This window comes from Pseudomonas sp. TE3910, from assembly GCF_056279025.1.
On sequence record NZ_JBWBQN010000001.1, the window covers coordinates 49118 to 62619 of the forward strand.

The 13502-nt window shown below is 59.0% G+C and carries 14 protein-coding genes and 2 pseudogenes; 8 read left to right on the forward strand and 8 right to left on the reverse strand.

What is annotated here, in order from left to right; translation table 11 throughout:
* Positions 1 to 256: 256 nt before the first annotated feature.
* Genes ccoP through ccoN form a run of 4 tightly spaced genes read right to left on the reverse strand, consistent with a single transcriptional unit; the run spans position 257 to position 3441 of the window.
* Positions 257 to 1192, reverse strand: a complete 936-nt coding sequence (ccoP, locus tag ACZ9H3_RS00210; protein ID WP_065761967.1) for a cytochrome-c oxidase, cbb3-type subunit III — start codon at positions 1190 to 1192, stop codon at positions 257 to 259.
* The gene (locus tag ACZ9H3_RS00215) at positions 1189 to 1386 is read right to left on the reverse strand and encodes a cbb3-type cytochrome oxidase subunit 3 (RefSeq protein WP_454241092.1); all 198 of its coding nucleotides are present in this window, start codon (positions 1384 to 1386) and stop codon (positions 1189 to 1191) included. Before ACZ9H3_RS00215 ends, ccoP begins: the two co-directional genes overlap by 4 nt.
* A gap of 5 nt (positions 1387 to 1391) precedes the next feature.
* Positions 1392 to 2000, reverse strand: coding sequence for a cytochrome-c oxidase, cbb3-type subunit II (gene ccoO / locus ACZ9H3_RS00220; protein WP_065761969.1), 609 nt, complete (start codon positions 1998 to 2000; stop codon positions 1392 to 1394).
* Between the two features lie 10 nt (positions 2001 to 2010).
* The gene (gene ccoN, locus ACZ9H3_RS00225) at positions 2011 to 3441 is read right to left on the reverse strand and encodes a cytochrome-c oxidase, cbb3-type subunit I (RefSeq protein WP_099773981.1); all 1431 of its coding nucleotides are present in this window, start codon (positions 3439 to 3441) and stop codon (positions 2011 to 2013) included.
* A gap of 49 nt (positions 3442 to 3490) precedes the next feature.
* Between ccoN and ACZ9H3_RS00230 the strand changes: the two genes are divergently transcribed.
* Entirely contained in the window at positions 3491 to 4222 is a 732-nt protein-coding gene (locus ACZ9H3_RS00230) for an alpha/beta family hydrolase (RefSeq protein WP_476218922.1), read from the forward strand.
* On the opposite strand, the gene ppnP is transcribed toward ACZ9H3_RS00230, so the two are convergent.
* A complete protein-coding gene (gene ppnP / locus ACZ9H3_RS00235) occupies positions 4219 to 4503 on the reverse strand; it encodes a pyrimidine/purine nucleoside phosphorylase (RefSeq protein WP_065761227.1) in 285 nt (94 codons plus the stop codon). The two genes, ACZ9H3_RS00230 and ppnP, sit on opposite strands and share 4 nt — an antisense overlap.
* Before the next feature lie 71 nt (positions 4504 to 4574).
* On the reverse strand, positions 4575 to 5126 hold the full coding sequence (locus tag ACZ9H3_RS00240; RefSeq protein ID WP_330523899.1) for a 3'-5' exonuclease: 552 nt from the start codon (positions 5124 to 5126) through the stop codon (positions 4575 to 4577).
* Positions 5127 to 5350: 224 nt separating this feature from the next.
* Between ACZ9H3_RS00240 and ACZ9H3_RS00245 the strand changes: the two genes are divergently transcribed.
* Complete coding sequence (locus ACZ9H3_RS00245; RefSeq protein WP_476222656.1) at positions 5351 to 6097, forward strand: substrate-binding periplasmic protein; 747 nt, start codon at positions 5351 to 5353, stop codon at positions 6095 to 6097.
* Positions 6098 to 6260: 163 nt separating this feature from the next.
* Here ACZ9H3_RS00245 and ACZ9H3_RS00250 read toward each other — a convergent pair.
* Both ACZ9H3_RS00250 and ACZ9H3_RS00255 read right to left on the reverse strand, forming a co-directional pair.
* Positions 6261 to 7026, reverse strand: a pseudogene (locus tag ACZ9H3_RS00250) (methyl-accepting chemotaxis protein); the annotation flags it as partial.
* Positions 7000 to 8094: pseudogene (locus ACZ9H3_RS00255) on the reverse strand (cache domain-containing sensor histidine kinase); the annotation flags it as partial. The pseudogenes ACZ9H3_RS00255 and ACZ9H3_RS00250, both read right to left, overlap by 27 nt.
* Between ACZ9H3_RS00255 and ACZ9H3_RS00260 the strand changes: the two are divergent.
* The 6 genes from ACZ9H3_RS00260 to ACZ9H3_RS00285 all read left to right on the forward strand — a co-directional run bounded on the left by ACZ9H3_RS00260 (position 8078) and on the right by ACZ9H3_RS00285 (position 13444).
* On the forward strand, positions 8078 to 8425 hold the full coding sequence (locus ACZ9H3_RS00260) for a hypothetical protein (protein ID WP_330523901.1): 348 nt from the start codon (positions 8078 to 8080) through the stop codon (positions 8423 to 8425). The pseudogene ACZ9H3_RS00255 and the gene ACZ9H3_RS00260 overlap by 17 nt on opposite strands.
* A gap of 97 nt (positions 8426 to 8522) precedes the next feature.
* Positions 8523 to 9650 (forward strand): extracellular solute-binding protein, encoded by a 1128-nt coding sequence (locus tag ACZ9H3_RS00265; RefSeq protein WP_099773984.1) that lies wholly within the window; start codon positions 8523 to 8525, stop codon positions 9648 to 9650.
* A gap of 23 nt (positions 9651 to 9673) precedes the next feature.
* Positions 9674 to 10591, forward strand: a complete 918-nt coding sequence (locus tag ACZ9H3_RS00270; protein ID WP_476218925.1) for an ABC transporter permease — start codon at positions 9674 to 9676, stop codon at positions 10589 to 10591.
* Complete coding sequence (locus ACZ9H3_RS00275; protein WP_065761232.1) at positions 10588 to 11385, forward strand: ABC transporter permease; 798 nt, start codon at positions 10588 to 10590, stop codon at positions 11383 to 11385. The genes ACZ9H3_RS00270 and ACZ9H3_RS00275 overlap by 4 nt, the downstream gene beginning before the upstream one ends.
* A gap of 40 nt (positions 11386 to 11425) precedes the next feature.
* On the forward strand, positions 11426 to 12514 hold the full coding sequence (locus ACZ9H3_RS00280) for an ABC transporter ATP-binding protein (protein ID WP_065761233.1): 1089 nt from the start codon (positions 11426 to 11428) through the stop codon (positions 12512 to 12514).
* 147 nt (positions 12515 to 12661) lie between these two features.
* Positions 12662 to 13444 carry a creatininase gene (locus ACZ9H3_RS00285; RefSeq protein WP_065761234.1) on the forward strand — a complete coding sequence of 261 codons (783 nt, stop codon included), beginning with the start codon at positions 12662 to 12664 and terminating at the stop codon, positions 13442 to 13444.
* The last annotated feature ends 58 nt before the right edge of the window (positions 13445 to 13502 follow it).

A 13502-nucleotide genomic window follows, 5' to 3' on the forward strand; every position in this document is an offset into this window, starting at 1 on the left:
GGTCGAGGATGGCTGACATGAGCCGCCCTATCAGCCTTTGCGCCGAATCGTTGGCGGTGAGTGCCCCAGAAAAGTGCAGCAGGACCGCTCATTCCACCCACTGTGGCAACAAGCTTAGTTCCAATTGATGGCGGTGCAAGGCGAGGGTGTGCCTGGCTGCGACACTTGGTCGCAAGGCGGGGTGAAGGAGGGGGGATAAGCCGCCGCACCCCTGAAGGTGCGGCGTTTTTAGTCAAGCCTCAGTTACAAAATCATTTCACTTGGCAGAGGCCTGTTCGTTCCCCTTGGACAGGCTGTAGACGTAGGCGGCCAGCAGGTGAACCTTGTCGTTACCCTGGATTTCCTGCTGGGCAGGCATCTGGCCCTGGCGGCCGTAACGGATGGTCTGCTGCAGTTGGGCAAAGCTCGAACCGTAGATGAACGCCTGTGGGTGAGTCAGGTTCGGTGCGCCCATGGCTGGGGTACCTTTGCCTTCAGGCCCGTGGCAGGCCACGCAGTTGGTTGCGAAGAGCTTCTGGCCATTGGCCGGATCGGCTTTCGTGCCTTCTGGCAGGGTGCGGCCATCGAGGTTGGTCAGGACAAAGGCTGCCACGTCGGCTACACCTTGTTCGCCAATCACTTCAGCCCAGGCCGGCATGATGCCGTGACGGCCATTGAGGATCGAGGCCTTGATGGTCTCCGGCTCGCCACCCCAGCGCCAGTCATTGTCGGTCAGGTTAGGGAAGCCATAGGCGCCCTTGGCGTCGGAACCGTGGCACACCGAGCAGTTGGAGGCGAACAGGCGGCCACCCATTTTCAGGGCTTGTGGGTCCTTGGCCACTTCCTCCACTGGCATGGCGGCGAATTTGGCGAAGATCGGTCCGAACTTGGCGTCTGCCTTGTCCATCTCTTTCTGCCATTCGTTAACGCCGGTCCAGCCGTCCTTGTAGCCAGGCAGCATGCCTTTCCAGTTACCCAGGCCAGGGTAGAGGATCAGGTAGCCGACCGAGAACATCAGGGTGCCAACGAACAGCCAGAACCACCACTTGGGCAGCGGGTTGTCGTATTCCTCGATGCCGTCGAAGCTGTGGCCCATGGTCTGGTCGGTGGAACCTTTGCTTTCGCCTTTGCGTGTGGCCAGTAGCAGCCAGGTCAGGCCAACCAGGCTACCGATTGTCAGTACGCAGATATACGTACTCCAGAAGGTGGTCATTGCCGGGTACTCCTCAAGGCGGGTTCATTGGCGGTAGGGGGCAGGCGATCATCGGCGAACGGCAGCAGGCGTGCCTCGGCAAAGTCACGGTCGCGGCGGGCGTTGAACACCCAGAAGGCCAGGCCGATGAAGGCGATCATCACCAGCAGTGTGCCCAGGCCGCGTAGCTGGCCGATATCCAGTGTGAAGTCCATGGGGCTTACCTCTTGTTCTTGATCGCGGTGCCGAGCACCTGCAGGTAGGCGACCAGCGCATCCATTTCGGTCTTGCCCTTGACTGCGTCGCGGGCACCGGCGATGTCGGCATCGCTGTACGGCACGCCAAGGGTGCGCATGGTGCGCAGCTTGGCTTCGGTGTGCGTGCTGTCGACCTGGTTGGCCACCAGCCATGGGTAGGCGGGCATCTTCGACTCAGGCACGACGTTGCGCGGGTTGTACAGGTGCGCACGGTGCCAGTCGTCGGAGTAGCGAGCGCCGACACGGGCCAGATCCGGGCCGGTACGCTTGGAACCCCACAGGAACGGGTGGTCCCAGACGCTCTCACCGGCAACCGAGTAGTGGCCGTAGCGCTCGGTTTCAGCACGGAACGGGCGGATCATCTGCGAGTGGCAGCCGACGCAGCCTTCGCGGATGTAGATGTCACGGCCTTCCAGTTGCAGTGCGGTGTAGGGCTTCATGCCCTCGACCGGCTTGTTGGTGACGTCCTGGAAAAACAGCGGGACGATCTGGGTCAGGCCACCGATGCTCACGGCGACCACCATCAGCAGCACCAGCAGGAAGACGTTCTTCTCAATAGTTTCGTGTTTCATTTCGCTTTCCTCAGGCCAGCTGGGTGGCGGCGTCGGCTTCGGTTTTGGCCGGAGCGGCGACGGTCACGGTGCGCCAGGTGTTCCAGGCCATCAGCAACATGCCAGTCAGGAAGATGGCACCGCCGACGAAGCGCACGATGAAGCCAGGGTGGCTGGCGACCAGGGTCTCGACGAAGGAGTAGGTCAGGGTGCCGTCGGCGTTGACCGCGCGCCACATCAGGCCTTGGGCGATACCGTTGACCCACATCGAGGCGATGTAGAGCACGGTGCCGATGGTGGCCAGCCAGAAGTGGGCGTTGATCAGGCCGATGCTGTGCATCTGCTCACGACCGAAGACTTTCGGGATCATGTGGTACAGCGCGCCGATGGAGATCATCGCGACCCAGCCCAGGGCGCCCGCATGTACGTGGCCGATGGTCCAGTCGGTGTAGTGGGACAGCGCGTTGACGGTCTTGATGGCCATCATCGGGCCTTCGAAGGTCGACATGCCGTAGAACGCCAGCGATACCACCAGGAAGCGCAGGATCGGGTCGCTGCGCAGCTTATGCCAGGCGCCCGAGAGGGTCATCATGCCGTTGATCATGCCACCCCAGCTTGGCGCCAGCAGGATCAGCGACATGACCATGCCCAGCGACTGAGCCCAGTCGGGCAGGGCGGTATAGTGCAGGTGGTGCGGGCCGGCCCAGATGTACAGGGTGATCAGTGCCCAGAAGTGCACGATCGACAGGCGATAGGAGTACACCGGACGTTCGGCTTGCTTGGGCACAAAGTAGTACATCATGCCGAGGAAGCCTGCGGTCAGGAAGAAGCCTACGGCGTTATGGCCGTACCACCACTGAACCATGGCGTCAGTGGCGCCACTGTACAGTGAGTAGGACTTGGTCAGGCTGACCGGCACTTCCAGGTTGTTGACGATGTGCAGGATGGCCACGGTAATGATGAATGCACCGAAGAACCAGTTGCCCACGTAGATGTGCTTGGTGGTGCGTTTCATCAGCGTGCCGAAGAACACCACGGCGTAAGCGACCCAGACGATGGTGATCAGCAGGTCGATTGGCCATTCCAGCTCAGCGTATTCCTTGGAGCTGGTGAAGCCCAGCGGCAGGGATACGGCAGCCAGGACGATGACCAGTTGCCAGGCCCAGAAGGTGAACGCGGCCAGACGCGGCGAAAACAGCGTGGTCTGGCAGGTGCGTTGCACCGAGTAGTAGGAACTGGCGAACAATGCACAACCACCGAAGGCGAAGATCACCGCGTTGGTGTGCAGCGGGCGCAGGCGCCCGAAGCTGGTCCAGGGGAGGTCGAAGTTGAGTGAAGGCCAGACGAGTTGCGCGGCAAGAAAAACGCCGAGTCCCATCCCGACTATCCCCCACACCACCGTCATAATGGCGAATTGGCGGACCACCTTGTAGTTGTAGGCGGTACTGCTGGTTGTGTTCATGTATGGGTTCCCATCCACGGTTATAGGCAGACTTATTAGCGAGGCAAGCATGAGTAATGGGCAATTGGCCGGTATTGACGGGGATCAATGGGCGCAACGGGTGGCGGCACGTGGCTGGCGCTGGAATGCCCCGCAGAATCAGGGGGATAAACCCTGTCGCGACGTGTTGATTCTGGCCCATGGTGCAGGCGCCCCCATGGACAGCGCGTTCATGGAAGACATGGCGCAAAGGCTTGCGGGGCAAGGGTTGGCGGTGTTGCGCTTTGAGTTTCCCTACATGGCTCAGCGACGGCTGGATGGCGGCAAAAGGCCGCCGAATCCGCAGGCGGTACTGCTCGAATACTGGCGCGAGGTGTACTGTCAAGTGCGACCATCGGTCGCTGGGGTATTGGCAATCGGTGGCAAGTCCATGGGCGGGCGCATGGCGAGCTTGTTGGCCGATGAACTGGGCGCCGATGCACTGGTTTGCCTGGGGTATCCGTTCTATGCGACGGGCAAGCCGGAAAAACCTCGGGTAGCGCATCTGGCAGTACTGAAGACGCCGACCCTGATCATTCAGGGCGAACGTGACGCGCTGGGCAATCGCCAAACAGTGGAGGGGTATGCGTTGTCGTCAGCCATCGAGCTGTGCTGGCTGCACGCCGCTGACCATGACTTGAAGCCACTCAAGGCGTCGGGGTTCAGTCATGCCGATCATTTACAGACGGCGGCAGACCGGGTTGTGCGCTTCATTGATGAAGTGAGTGCCGGGGTCAGGGCAACCCCGGCGACGATTGCTTAACCGCGGTACTCGCAAAGGTAGGCGGTGTCGACAGCGACTTTCAGTTGGAACTTGCTGTTGGCCGGTACATTGAACTGGCTGCCAGCGCTGAAGGTTTCCCAGTTGTCGCTGTCTGGCAGCTTGACGGTCAGGGCCCCGGAGACCACATGCATGATCTCGCGCTGGCTGGTACCGAACTCGTATTCGCCCGGAGCCATCACGCCAATCGTGGCCGGACCTTCGGCGGTGCCGAATGCGATGGATTTGACCGTGCCATCAAAGTACTCGTTGACTTTAAACATGGGCGACTCCTGAAAAAGGGGGAAAAAAGGTTGGCCAGTATGCCCAAGCGCCCGGTTGCCGTCATCCGCTTTCAAATGCCGCTGGCAGGCAGGGTCAACGGTAGCAGGCGCGCCGTGTTGCGGGCATCTTCCAGGGCGCGGTGCTGCTGCCCGCAAAACTGCAGGCCGGCCAGTTGCAGCGCGCCATTCAGGCCGAGCGGACGTTGCAGGTGTCGGGCCTTGGCGAAGTGCTGTTTCAGGTTGATATGGGGAATGTTGGCCAGCAGGCTGTCGACCTCATGCTGTTGCCATTCCTGCAGCAACTGCTTGCGGTCGTAGTCTCCCCAACTGACCCAACCCTCAAGGTGCGGCTGATGGTGGCTGAGCCAGCGCTCGAATTGCGCCCAGACCTCCATGAACGAGGCTGCTGTATCGACATTGGTCTGGCTGATATGGGTCAGCTCGCGGCAGAACGTGGTCAGCTGGGGGCGACGCCGTGGCCGTATAAACCGCTGGAAGTGGTCCACCTCGCGGCCGTCGCGGTTGACCAGGCTGGCACCGATTTCAATGATTTCCATTTCCGCGACTGGCCAGCCACCGTCGTCAGTGGTGGCTTCCAGGTCGATTACCAGCCAATGCCCCATCATCCGCTTCCCATCCAATATGCTGGCTAGAGCGTAGCCAATGCGCGGCGTTTAGGATATCCCCTGTTTTGGCAGCGGTGGCGCCCTTGCTGGCCTACTCTTTGGTTGTGCAAACGTGGTAAAACGCCTAGCTTAAAGGGCGTCCACGTCCCGTCCGTCGAGAGTGTGTAGCCTTGAAGTCCGTGCCATTGCCGCCGCTGTTGTCCGCTCTGCTACTGTTTGCCATGGCGTGGCTCGCTCCGTCGGCAAGTGCATTCGAGGATGTTGAGGTCCGGGTGGGCGCCGCGCATTTCCCTCCTTACACGGTACGCCCCGAGCAAGGCGCTGATACAGGCTTGTTGCCGCAACTGATCGATGCCCTCAACCAACTGCAGCAGCAGTACCGCTTCGTTCTGGTGCCCACGTCGATCCCGCGACGCTTTCGCGACTTCCAGCACGGTCGCATCGATATGGCGATCTTCGAGAACCCTGAATGGGGCTGGCAACAGATTCCTCATGCCAGCGTCGACATGGGGCTTGAGGATGCCGAGGTGTTCGTTACCCATCGCCTGCCTGGCCGTGATCAAGCGTATTTCGCCGACCTTCAGGGTAAGCGACTGGCACTGTTCAGTGGCTATCACTACGCCTTTGCCAAGTTCAACTCAAACCCACGCGACCTGGCTGAGCTTTACAACGCCACGCTGACCTATTCCCACGACAGCAACCTGTTGATGGTTCAGCGCGACCGGGCGGATATTGCCTTGGTTACCCGTTCGTACCTGTCGGATTACCTGGCGCGTAATCCTGGCAGCGCTGAACAGCTGTTGGCTTCCGAACGAGTGGATCAGGTTTACCATCACTTCGCCTTGTTGCGCCCCGGTGCACCGATCAGCGGCGAAGCGTTCCAGGCGCTGCTGCAGCAACTACGCGACAATGGAAAGCTGGCGGGTATTTTCAAGCCGTATCAAATCCACGTCGCGAAGTCGCGTTGACGCCGTTGCAGGCCTAGCCTGCCAACACACCTGTACAGCACTCAATCGGTGCGGAAGCGCCCCACCAAGGTGTTCAGCTCGCTTGAGATCTGGGTCAGCGAGCGCGTGGTGGTCCTGGACACACTGGATACTTCACTGATACGACTGGCATCGCTGTGAATATCGGCGATATGGCGGTTGATGTCTTCGGCCACGGCATGTTGTTCTTCGGCGGCGGTGGCAATCTGGGTATTCATATCCTTGATCGTAGTCACGGCCTCATGCACACCGGCAAATGCTGCCTCCACCTGAGCCGTAAATTCGACCGATTCGTTTGACTGCACCAGGCTGTGATGCATTTCCATCGCCACGCTCTGGCTACTGCTGACCAGTTTGCCGAGCAAGCCGTTGATCTGTTCGGTTGAATCGGAGGTGCGCTTGGCCAATGCACGCACTTCGTCGGCCACTACCGCAAAACCACGTCCCTGATCGCCTGCGCGTGCGGCCTCGATGGCGGCATTGAGCGCCAACAGGTTGGTCTGCTCAGCGATACCGCGGATGGTGTCGAGAATCGCGGTGATACCCTGGGTATTGTGCTCCAGTTGGCTGATCGACTCCGCGGCCTGACGAATACGGTCCCCCAGGCTGCCAACCTGGCTGACCATGAGCCCGATAACCTGCTGGCCTTTGTGCGCCTGGTCCTGGCCGTGCTGTGCGGCTTCGGCGGCGCGATTGCAGTTGATCGCCACTTCATTGGCGGTGGCGACCATTTCATGGAACGCAGTAGAGACCATGTCCACCGCCGTCGACTGACGTTGTGCCGTATCGTCGAGCTGGCTGGCCTGGACACCGATAGCCGCAGCGCTTTGTTCGACCTGCACGCTGGACGCGCGAATATCCTTGATCAAGTTCTGGATACTGTCGACAAAGCCATTGAAGCCCTTGGCCATTTGTGCGGTTTCATCGTTGCCCTTGATCTGTAAACGGCGCGTCAGGTCGGCCTCGCCGCTGGCAATATCGCGCAAGCCCGCTGAGGTTGTGTTGATCGGTGCAATCAGCACGTGGGACAGTGCTACGCCGCACAGCCCGAAGATCATCACCAGGACAGCGCCCAGCAATGTGATCACCCACACCAGGTGCCAGCCGCCAGCGTTGATTTCGCTGCTATCGATCAGGGCAATGTAGGTCCAGCCCAAGGTTTGCGACTTGTACACGCTGGCGTTGTAGTCTTTGCCATCCAGTTGCACGGTGTAGAAACCTGCTGGTTGGTTGGCAAGAAAGGCATACCCGTCACCCAGGCTTGCCAGGGCTTTGAAATTGTTGGTGGGGTGCATTGGGTCGGCCAGCACGTTGCCGTCACTCTCCACTAACAACAGATAGCCGTTGTTACCAAAACGGATCTTTCCGGCCACTTCGGTCAACTTGTTCAGCGAAACGTCCAGCGACACGACACCCGTTCCGCCATCGGCATCGATAAAGGTCTGTGCCGTGGAAACAATAACGGCGTTATCCTCGGCAAACGTATAAGCCTGCGTGCGAACAGGCTTGCCATTGCCCGTAAGGGCGGCCTTGAACCAAGGCCGTTCACGTGGGTCGTAGTGGGCGCGGATATCTGACTCTGGCCATTGCAGATAATGCCCCTGGCTCGTGGCCGCATAGACGTAGGCGTAACTGGGGTGCGATTTGCCCATCTGTGCGAACAGCTCATAGATCGCAGCGCCCACCCCGCTATCAGGGGCGTGCATCTTCGTCACGTGTGATGTTTCGATATAACGCTGAAGGGTATTGTCGGCGGACTTCAATACCTGCGTCTGACTCAATAGCGTGACGTTTTCTGCGACACTTTCAAGGAAGAAAGAAAAGGCATTATCCACTTCATGAATTTGTTTAATGCTGCTCTGGTTGAACTGTTCGCGTTCCCTGTTCATCGCCTGGTTGGCGACAAACAACGTAATCATCAATACGGGAATCAACGTGACGCCAATAAAGGCGGCTATGAGTTTGAAGCGAATCGTCATACAACCCTCTACTTTTTATTATTTGTGTTGTCCGGGTGAATTAGCTGTTTCAGAAAAACGTGGTGGCCCATTGAAAGAGCAACCTGGGGATGCCGTCCTTGAAGTACGCAAAAATCGCCAATCGAGCGGTGTACGTCAGCAGTTTGGCACGCCTGAGCCCAATAAAATCGGCAAGGGCGGATCTGATCAATTTCAGGTCGGACACGTACAAAAACGGCGTGTGGGTATCTGCTGCAATGCTTCTCGGGAATCCGTCAATGCTGGGTCGTATGGGGGCATTCAATTCAATGTTTATGTTGCTGCGGCGGGGCTGAGAGGAAGGGGGCGTTGACGGTATTCCTCCTCTGTTCGCGTACCCAAACAGAAAAAAAGCAAGAGGCGAGGCCAGAAGGACAGAAGCAACTTTCCATCACCGAGGAGAGACAATAATGAAAAAAAGCATCGACCTTTCACGCCGTACATTCATCAAAACTAGCAGTATCCTGGCGGGCACCGCCGCGCTTTCCAGCTTCCTCCCGATGAGAAGTTTCGCGGCAGCGGAAAAAGAGCTGGTTATCCTGGCATGGGCCGGGCACGCAGAACCGGATATCGTTGCCGATTTTGAGCGCCAGTATGGGGTCAAGGTCCGGGCCAAGTACTATACCGGCGGGGATAACATGCTCGGGTTGATATCACAGTCCCCGCCCGGCACCTTCGACCTGATCCTGTCTGATGCCGAGTACGTGCAGCAACTCAATGCCGCTGAATACATTGAGCGGCTCGATCCCGCCGACTACCCCTTCGATGATTTCTACCCCGAATTCCAGCACTTCCCCGGGCACTGGAAAGGCGATGAACTGTACTCGGTCTTGATCCGCTTCGGCTTTCTCGGCATCGCCTACAACACCTTGCTTGTTCCTGAAGCCAAGGTGCGCAGCTACAGCGTGTTCTGGGACGACAGCCTCAAGGGCAAGGTCGGGCACTTCGATTGGCACTTGCCCAACCTGGGGCAGATCAGTTTGGCCAATGCTAATGCGCGGCCCTACGACATCGATCCTGCGCACTGGCAAAGCGTCAAGCAGAAGATGATGACCCTGCGCCCGCAGATCGGCGGGTTCTTCGATTATGGCGGAACCTTCTCGTCGCTCAAGAACGGTCAGATCCATGCGATGTGCGGCATCGGCGACTGGATCACGGGTGTGTTGCAGCGCTCCGGCGCGCCGCTGAAAACCGTGGTGCCGGAGGAGGGTGGGTTGCAATGGACGGAGTCCTACTGCATTGCCAAGAATGCTCACAGCCCGGAGCTGGCGAAGAAGTTCATCCAATACATCACCTCGCCGGAAGGCCAGGTCAAGTCGGCGAAAATGGCCGCCTATCCCGCACTCATCCCCAACAAGCGGGGGTGGGAGCTGCTGAACAAGACCGATCCCGCCGAAGCCAAGCGTCAAGGCATGGTGCTCGGTCAGCACAACGTCATGGATGACATCCGAGCGGGTCGCATCAAGTACCGCGAGCTTCCGGTCCAGCAGAGCCTGGAGGACTGGAACGACTTCTGGTCCGAATACAAGGGTGCTTGACGAAGCGTGCGGAGGTGGTCGCAATGATGTCAAACAAGTTAAAGATTTCGCCGCCTGTGGTAACCAACGGCAGCACGGTGCAGCCGCGTGGCGGCAGAAGGGGCTTGCGCTTGCCCGGGTACGGCCTCAGCTTCTCGATGCCGATTCTGATCTGGCAGTCGGTCTTCTTCGTATTCCCGCTGGCGTTTCTGGTAGCGATCAGTTTTTGGGTCGTACGCAACTTCCGGATGGTGCCGACGTTCGAGTGGCTGAACTGGAGCTACATGCTCAGCCGCGGGTTCTTCTGGGACGCCTATGCCCATACCCTGGCGATGGCTGCGGGGGCGGCAGTGCTGATCAGTGTGGTGGCGTTTCCCTGCGCTTACACCATCGCGTTCAAGTTTCGTGAGTCGGTAAAACAGTTGATCGTGCTGTTGCTGATCACACCGTTCTTCACCAGCTACCTGGTGCGCACCTATTCATGGCAGGTGTTCCTCAGCGATAACGGCATCCTCAATGCCGCGCTGGGCCAGTTCGGGCTGGAACCCCTGACAATGCTGAACACTGCGTTTGCAACCTATGTCGGTTACTTCACGCTGTGCCTGCCGCTGGTGGTGTTGCTGCAGTTGTTCAGCCTGATGTACATCGACCGTTCGCTGATAGAGGCCGCGCACAATCTGGGTTGCGGGCGGATACGCACGGTGTTTCTGGTGGTGGTGCCGGCGGCACGAATCGGTATCGTCGTCGCGGCGCTGTTCTGCTTCATCCTGACGTTCGGTGACTTCGTCAGCCCGCTCTATCTGGGCGGTGGCCAGCCGCCGACCTTGAGCACGCTGATCACTGATACCACCAAGTCCGGCCAGCAATGGCCACGTGCGGCGGTGATCGCAACGATGATGATCGTTACGTTGTTGATCACGGCTTTCGCAGCGGTTCGCTTCGCTTATCGGAGGCGTGCATGAACGAGCATCGTCTGATCAACCTGGTGCTGCGCAGTTACGTGGCGCTGGTGTTTGTCTTCATCTTCACGCCGATTGCCGGCAGCGTCGTGTTCTCATTCAACATCGACCGTTTCCCGTCCTTGCCATTGGGTGGTTTCAGTCTGCACTGGTACGAGACCATCGCCGCCGACCCAGCGGTGTGGCAGGCATTCAGGAACAGCCTGATGGTGGGTGTGGTGGTGTCCCTGGTGTCGACCGTGCTGGGCTTCACCGCGGCCTATACCGACTACCGCTATCAGTTCTTCGGCAAGTCGATCTACATGGCGCTGGCGTTGCTGCCGCCAACCATTCCGGTGGTGATCATGGGGTTGGCCATGCTGGCTTTCCTGTCGCGGGTCGGGCTTTCCGGCGAGATCTACGCGGTGATGATCAGTCACGTGGTGATGTGTGCACCGTTCGCGATGGCGGTGATCCGGATGCGCCTTGCGCAGATGGATCCGAACATCGAGGCGGCGGCTTGGAACCTCGGTGCCAATCAATGGAAGGCCATGCGCTTTGTAATCCTGCCGTTCACCGCCCCAAGCATCTTCGCTGCGCTGTTCGTGACCATGGCTGTTTCTTTCGATGAGTTCGCCGTCGCCTGGTTCGTGTCCGGGCTCAACGAAACGGTTCCGGTACGCATCCTGAATACGTTGCAGGGGCAGGTGAGCCCGACCATCAATGCGATCGGCACGATTGTCTTCATCACGACGATGACGTTGGTGATCCTCGCACAACTGCTGCTGATGCGGCGAAACAAGCCTGCAACGGTTTGATGTCACCCTGGTACATAACTGGACCCGAAGGATTTCAGCCATGACTCAACCGCTGGTGGTATTCGATAACGTGGTCAAGAATTTCGGCAGTTACCATGCTGTCGAGCGCATGAACCTTGAAATTTACAAGGGCGAGTTTGTTGCGATCATGGGCTCGAGCGGCTGCGGCAAGACCACGACGCTGCGCATGCTCGCCGGGCTCGACAAGCCGACTGAAGGCGAGATACGTCTCAACGGCGAACGGATCAACGACCTGTATTCCTGGGAGCGGGAGACGCCGCTGGTTTGGCAGAACCTGGCGCTGTTCCCGTTCCTCAATGTGGTCGAGAACGTCGAGTTTGGCCTGCGGATGCGCGGCATGGCGAAGGCCGAGCGACGCAAGAAGGCGCTGCAATGGCTTGAGCGGCTTGGCTTGGAAGAGTTTGCCATGCGTGACATCAGCCTGCTCTCCGGCGGCCAGCGTCAGCGTGTGGCGCTGGCACGCTCGCTGGTCACCGAGCCATCAATCCTGTTGCTCGATGAACCGCTGAGCGCACTCGATGCTCATTTGAGCGTGCGCATGCAGGGCGTGCTGACCGGGCTGCAGAAGGACCTTGGCATTACCTTCGTCTACGTCACGCACAGTCAGTCCGAAGCCTTCGCCATGGCCGACCGTGTGGTGATCATGAGTCGGGGCAGGGTAGAGCAGATAGGCTCGCCGAAGGACGTTTTCCTGGAGCCGCACAACCGCTTCGTCGCCGAGTTCATCGGTGGCAAGAATATTCTCTGCGGCACGGTCACAGGTTTCGACGAGAGGGGGCTGGTTTGTGTCAGCTCGCAGCACGGTGAGTTTCTTGCGCGGCGACCGGAGGGCAAGGCGATCGCTCCTGGCGAGCAGGTCACTGTCTGCCTGAGCGCCGAGCATATCAACCTGACCCTGCACCCCAGCCGGTCCAACCGCCTGGCCTGTACCGTGGTCGGTGAAGAGTTCATTGGCTCGATGGTGAATATCTACCTTGATGCCGGCGATGGGCTTGAACTGCAGGTGCAGAAACCGCATGCCGATTACAACCGACTTGGCCTGCGCAATGGACAAGACATCGTTGCCGAATGGGACGGCGCGTGTGCGTTGATCCTGCGCGGCGATTGAGCATCGGGGCACGCACGGCGTGCATGTTCCCCAACGGGGCAGTGCACAAAACAAGGCTACCGCTGTACCACGGCAGTAACTATAGTGGCGCGCGGTTCGGCGCTTGAAAAACATGAAGATAATAAGACACTTACAGAGGGTGTGTGCATGAACAACAGCGTAGTGATCGGCGAACTCACCTGGCCGGAATATGCGCAGAAGGTGGCCGACGGTTGCCCGATATTCCTGCCCGTCGGCGCATTGGAGCAGCATGGCCATCACATGTGCATGGAGGTCGATGTCCTGTTGCCGACAGCGGTCTGCAAGGCGGTAGCGTTCAATGTCGATGGCCTGGTTTTGCCTGCGCTGGCCTATGGGTACAAGTCTCAGCAAAAATCGGGAGGCGGCAACCATTTTCCCGGAACGACGAGCCTTGATGGCGCCACGCTGACCCATACCGTTCAGGACATCATTCGAGAGCTGGCACGTCATGGTGCGCGCAAGCTGGTGTTGATGAATGGGCATTACGAAAACTCGATGTTCATTGTCGAAGGTATTGACCTTGCCCTTCGCGAACTCCGTTATGGCGGCATCAACGATTTCAAAGTGGTGGTGCTGTCCTACTGGGACTTCATTAACGACCCGGCCGTGATTGAACAGCTTTATCCCGAAGGTTTCCTCGGTTGGGATATCGAACATGGCGGTGTCTTCGAGACGTCGCTGATGCTGGCCCTGCACCCCGACAAGGTCGATCTGAGCCGTGCTGTCGACCATCCCCCGGCCACCTTCCCGCCGTATGACGTCTTTCCCATCATCCCAGAGCGCACGCCGGCATGTGGAACCCTGTCTTCCCCTAAAGGCTCCAGCCGCGAGAAAGGCGAGTTGATCCTGAGTGTCTGTGTCTCCGGTATCAGCGCCGCAGTGCGGGAGGCGTTTGATCTGACAACATAAGAGCACCCGTGAGCGCCGAAACAACAACCTGCAGCTGATTCTTCACCCTCCTAAATAG

Bases quoted from the DNA above. Each gene is read 5' to 3' on its own strand.
- ACZ9H3_RS00240 (WP_330523899.1), bottom strand. From the start codon at position 5,126: ATGGGGCATTGGCTGGTAATCGACCTGGAAGCCACCACTGACGACGGT.
- ppnP (WP_065761227.1), bottom strand. From the start codon at position 4,503: ATGTTTAAAGTCAACGAGTACTTTGATGGCACGGTCAAATCCATCGCA.
- ccoP (WP_065761967.1), bottom strand. From the start codon at position 1,192: ATGACCACCTTCTGGAGTACGTATATCTGCGTACTGACAATCGGTAGC.
- ACZ9H3_RS00270 (WP_476218925.1), top strand. From the start codon at position 9,674: ATGATGTCAAACAAGTTAAAGATTTCGCCGCCTGTGGTAACCAACGGC.
- ACZ9H3_RS00280 (WP_065761233.1), top strand. From the start codon at position 11,426: ATGACTCAACCGCTGGTGGTATTCGATAACGTGGTCAAGAATTTCGGC.
- ACZ9H3_RS00230 (WP_476218922.1), top strand. From the start codon at position 3,491: ATGAGTAATGGGCAATTGGCCGGTATTGACGGGGATCAATGGGCGCAA.
- ACZ9H3_RS00285 (WP_065761234.1), top strand. From the start codon at position 12,662: ATGAACAACAGCGTAGTGATCGGCGAACTCACCTGGCCGGAATATGCG.
- ACZ9H3_RS00245 (WP_476222656.1), top strand. From the start codon at position 5,351: ATGGCGTGGCTCGCTCCGTCGGCAAGTGCATTCGAGGATGTTGAGGTC.
- ACZ9H3_RS00215 (WP_454241092.1), bottom strand. From the start codon at position 1,386: ATGGACTTCACACTGGATATCGGCCAGCTACGCGGCCTGGGCACACTG.
- ccoO (WP_065761969.1), bottom strand. From the start codon at position 2,000: ATGAAACACGAAACTATTGAGAAGAACGTCTTCCTGCTGGTGCTGCTG.
- ccoN (WP_099773981.1), bottom strand. From the start codon at position 3,441: ATGAACACAACCAGCAGTACCGCCTACAACTACAAGGTGGTCCGCCAA.
- ACZ9H3_RS00275 (WP_065761232.1), top strand. From the start codon at position 10,588: ATGAACGAGCATCGTCTGATCAACCTGGTGCTGCGCAGTTACGTGGCG.
- ACZ9H3_RS00265 (WP_099773984.1), top strand. From the start codon at position 8,523: ATGAAAAAAAGCATCGACCTTTCACGCCGTACATTCATCAAAACTAGC.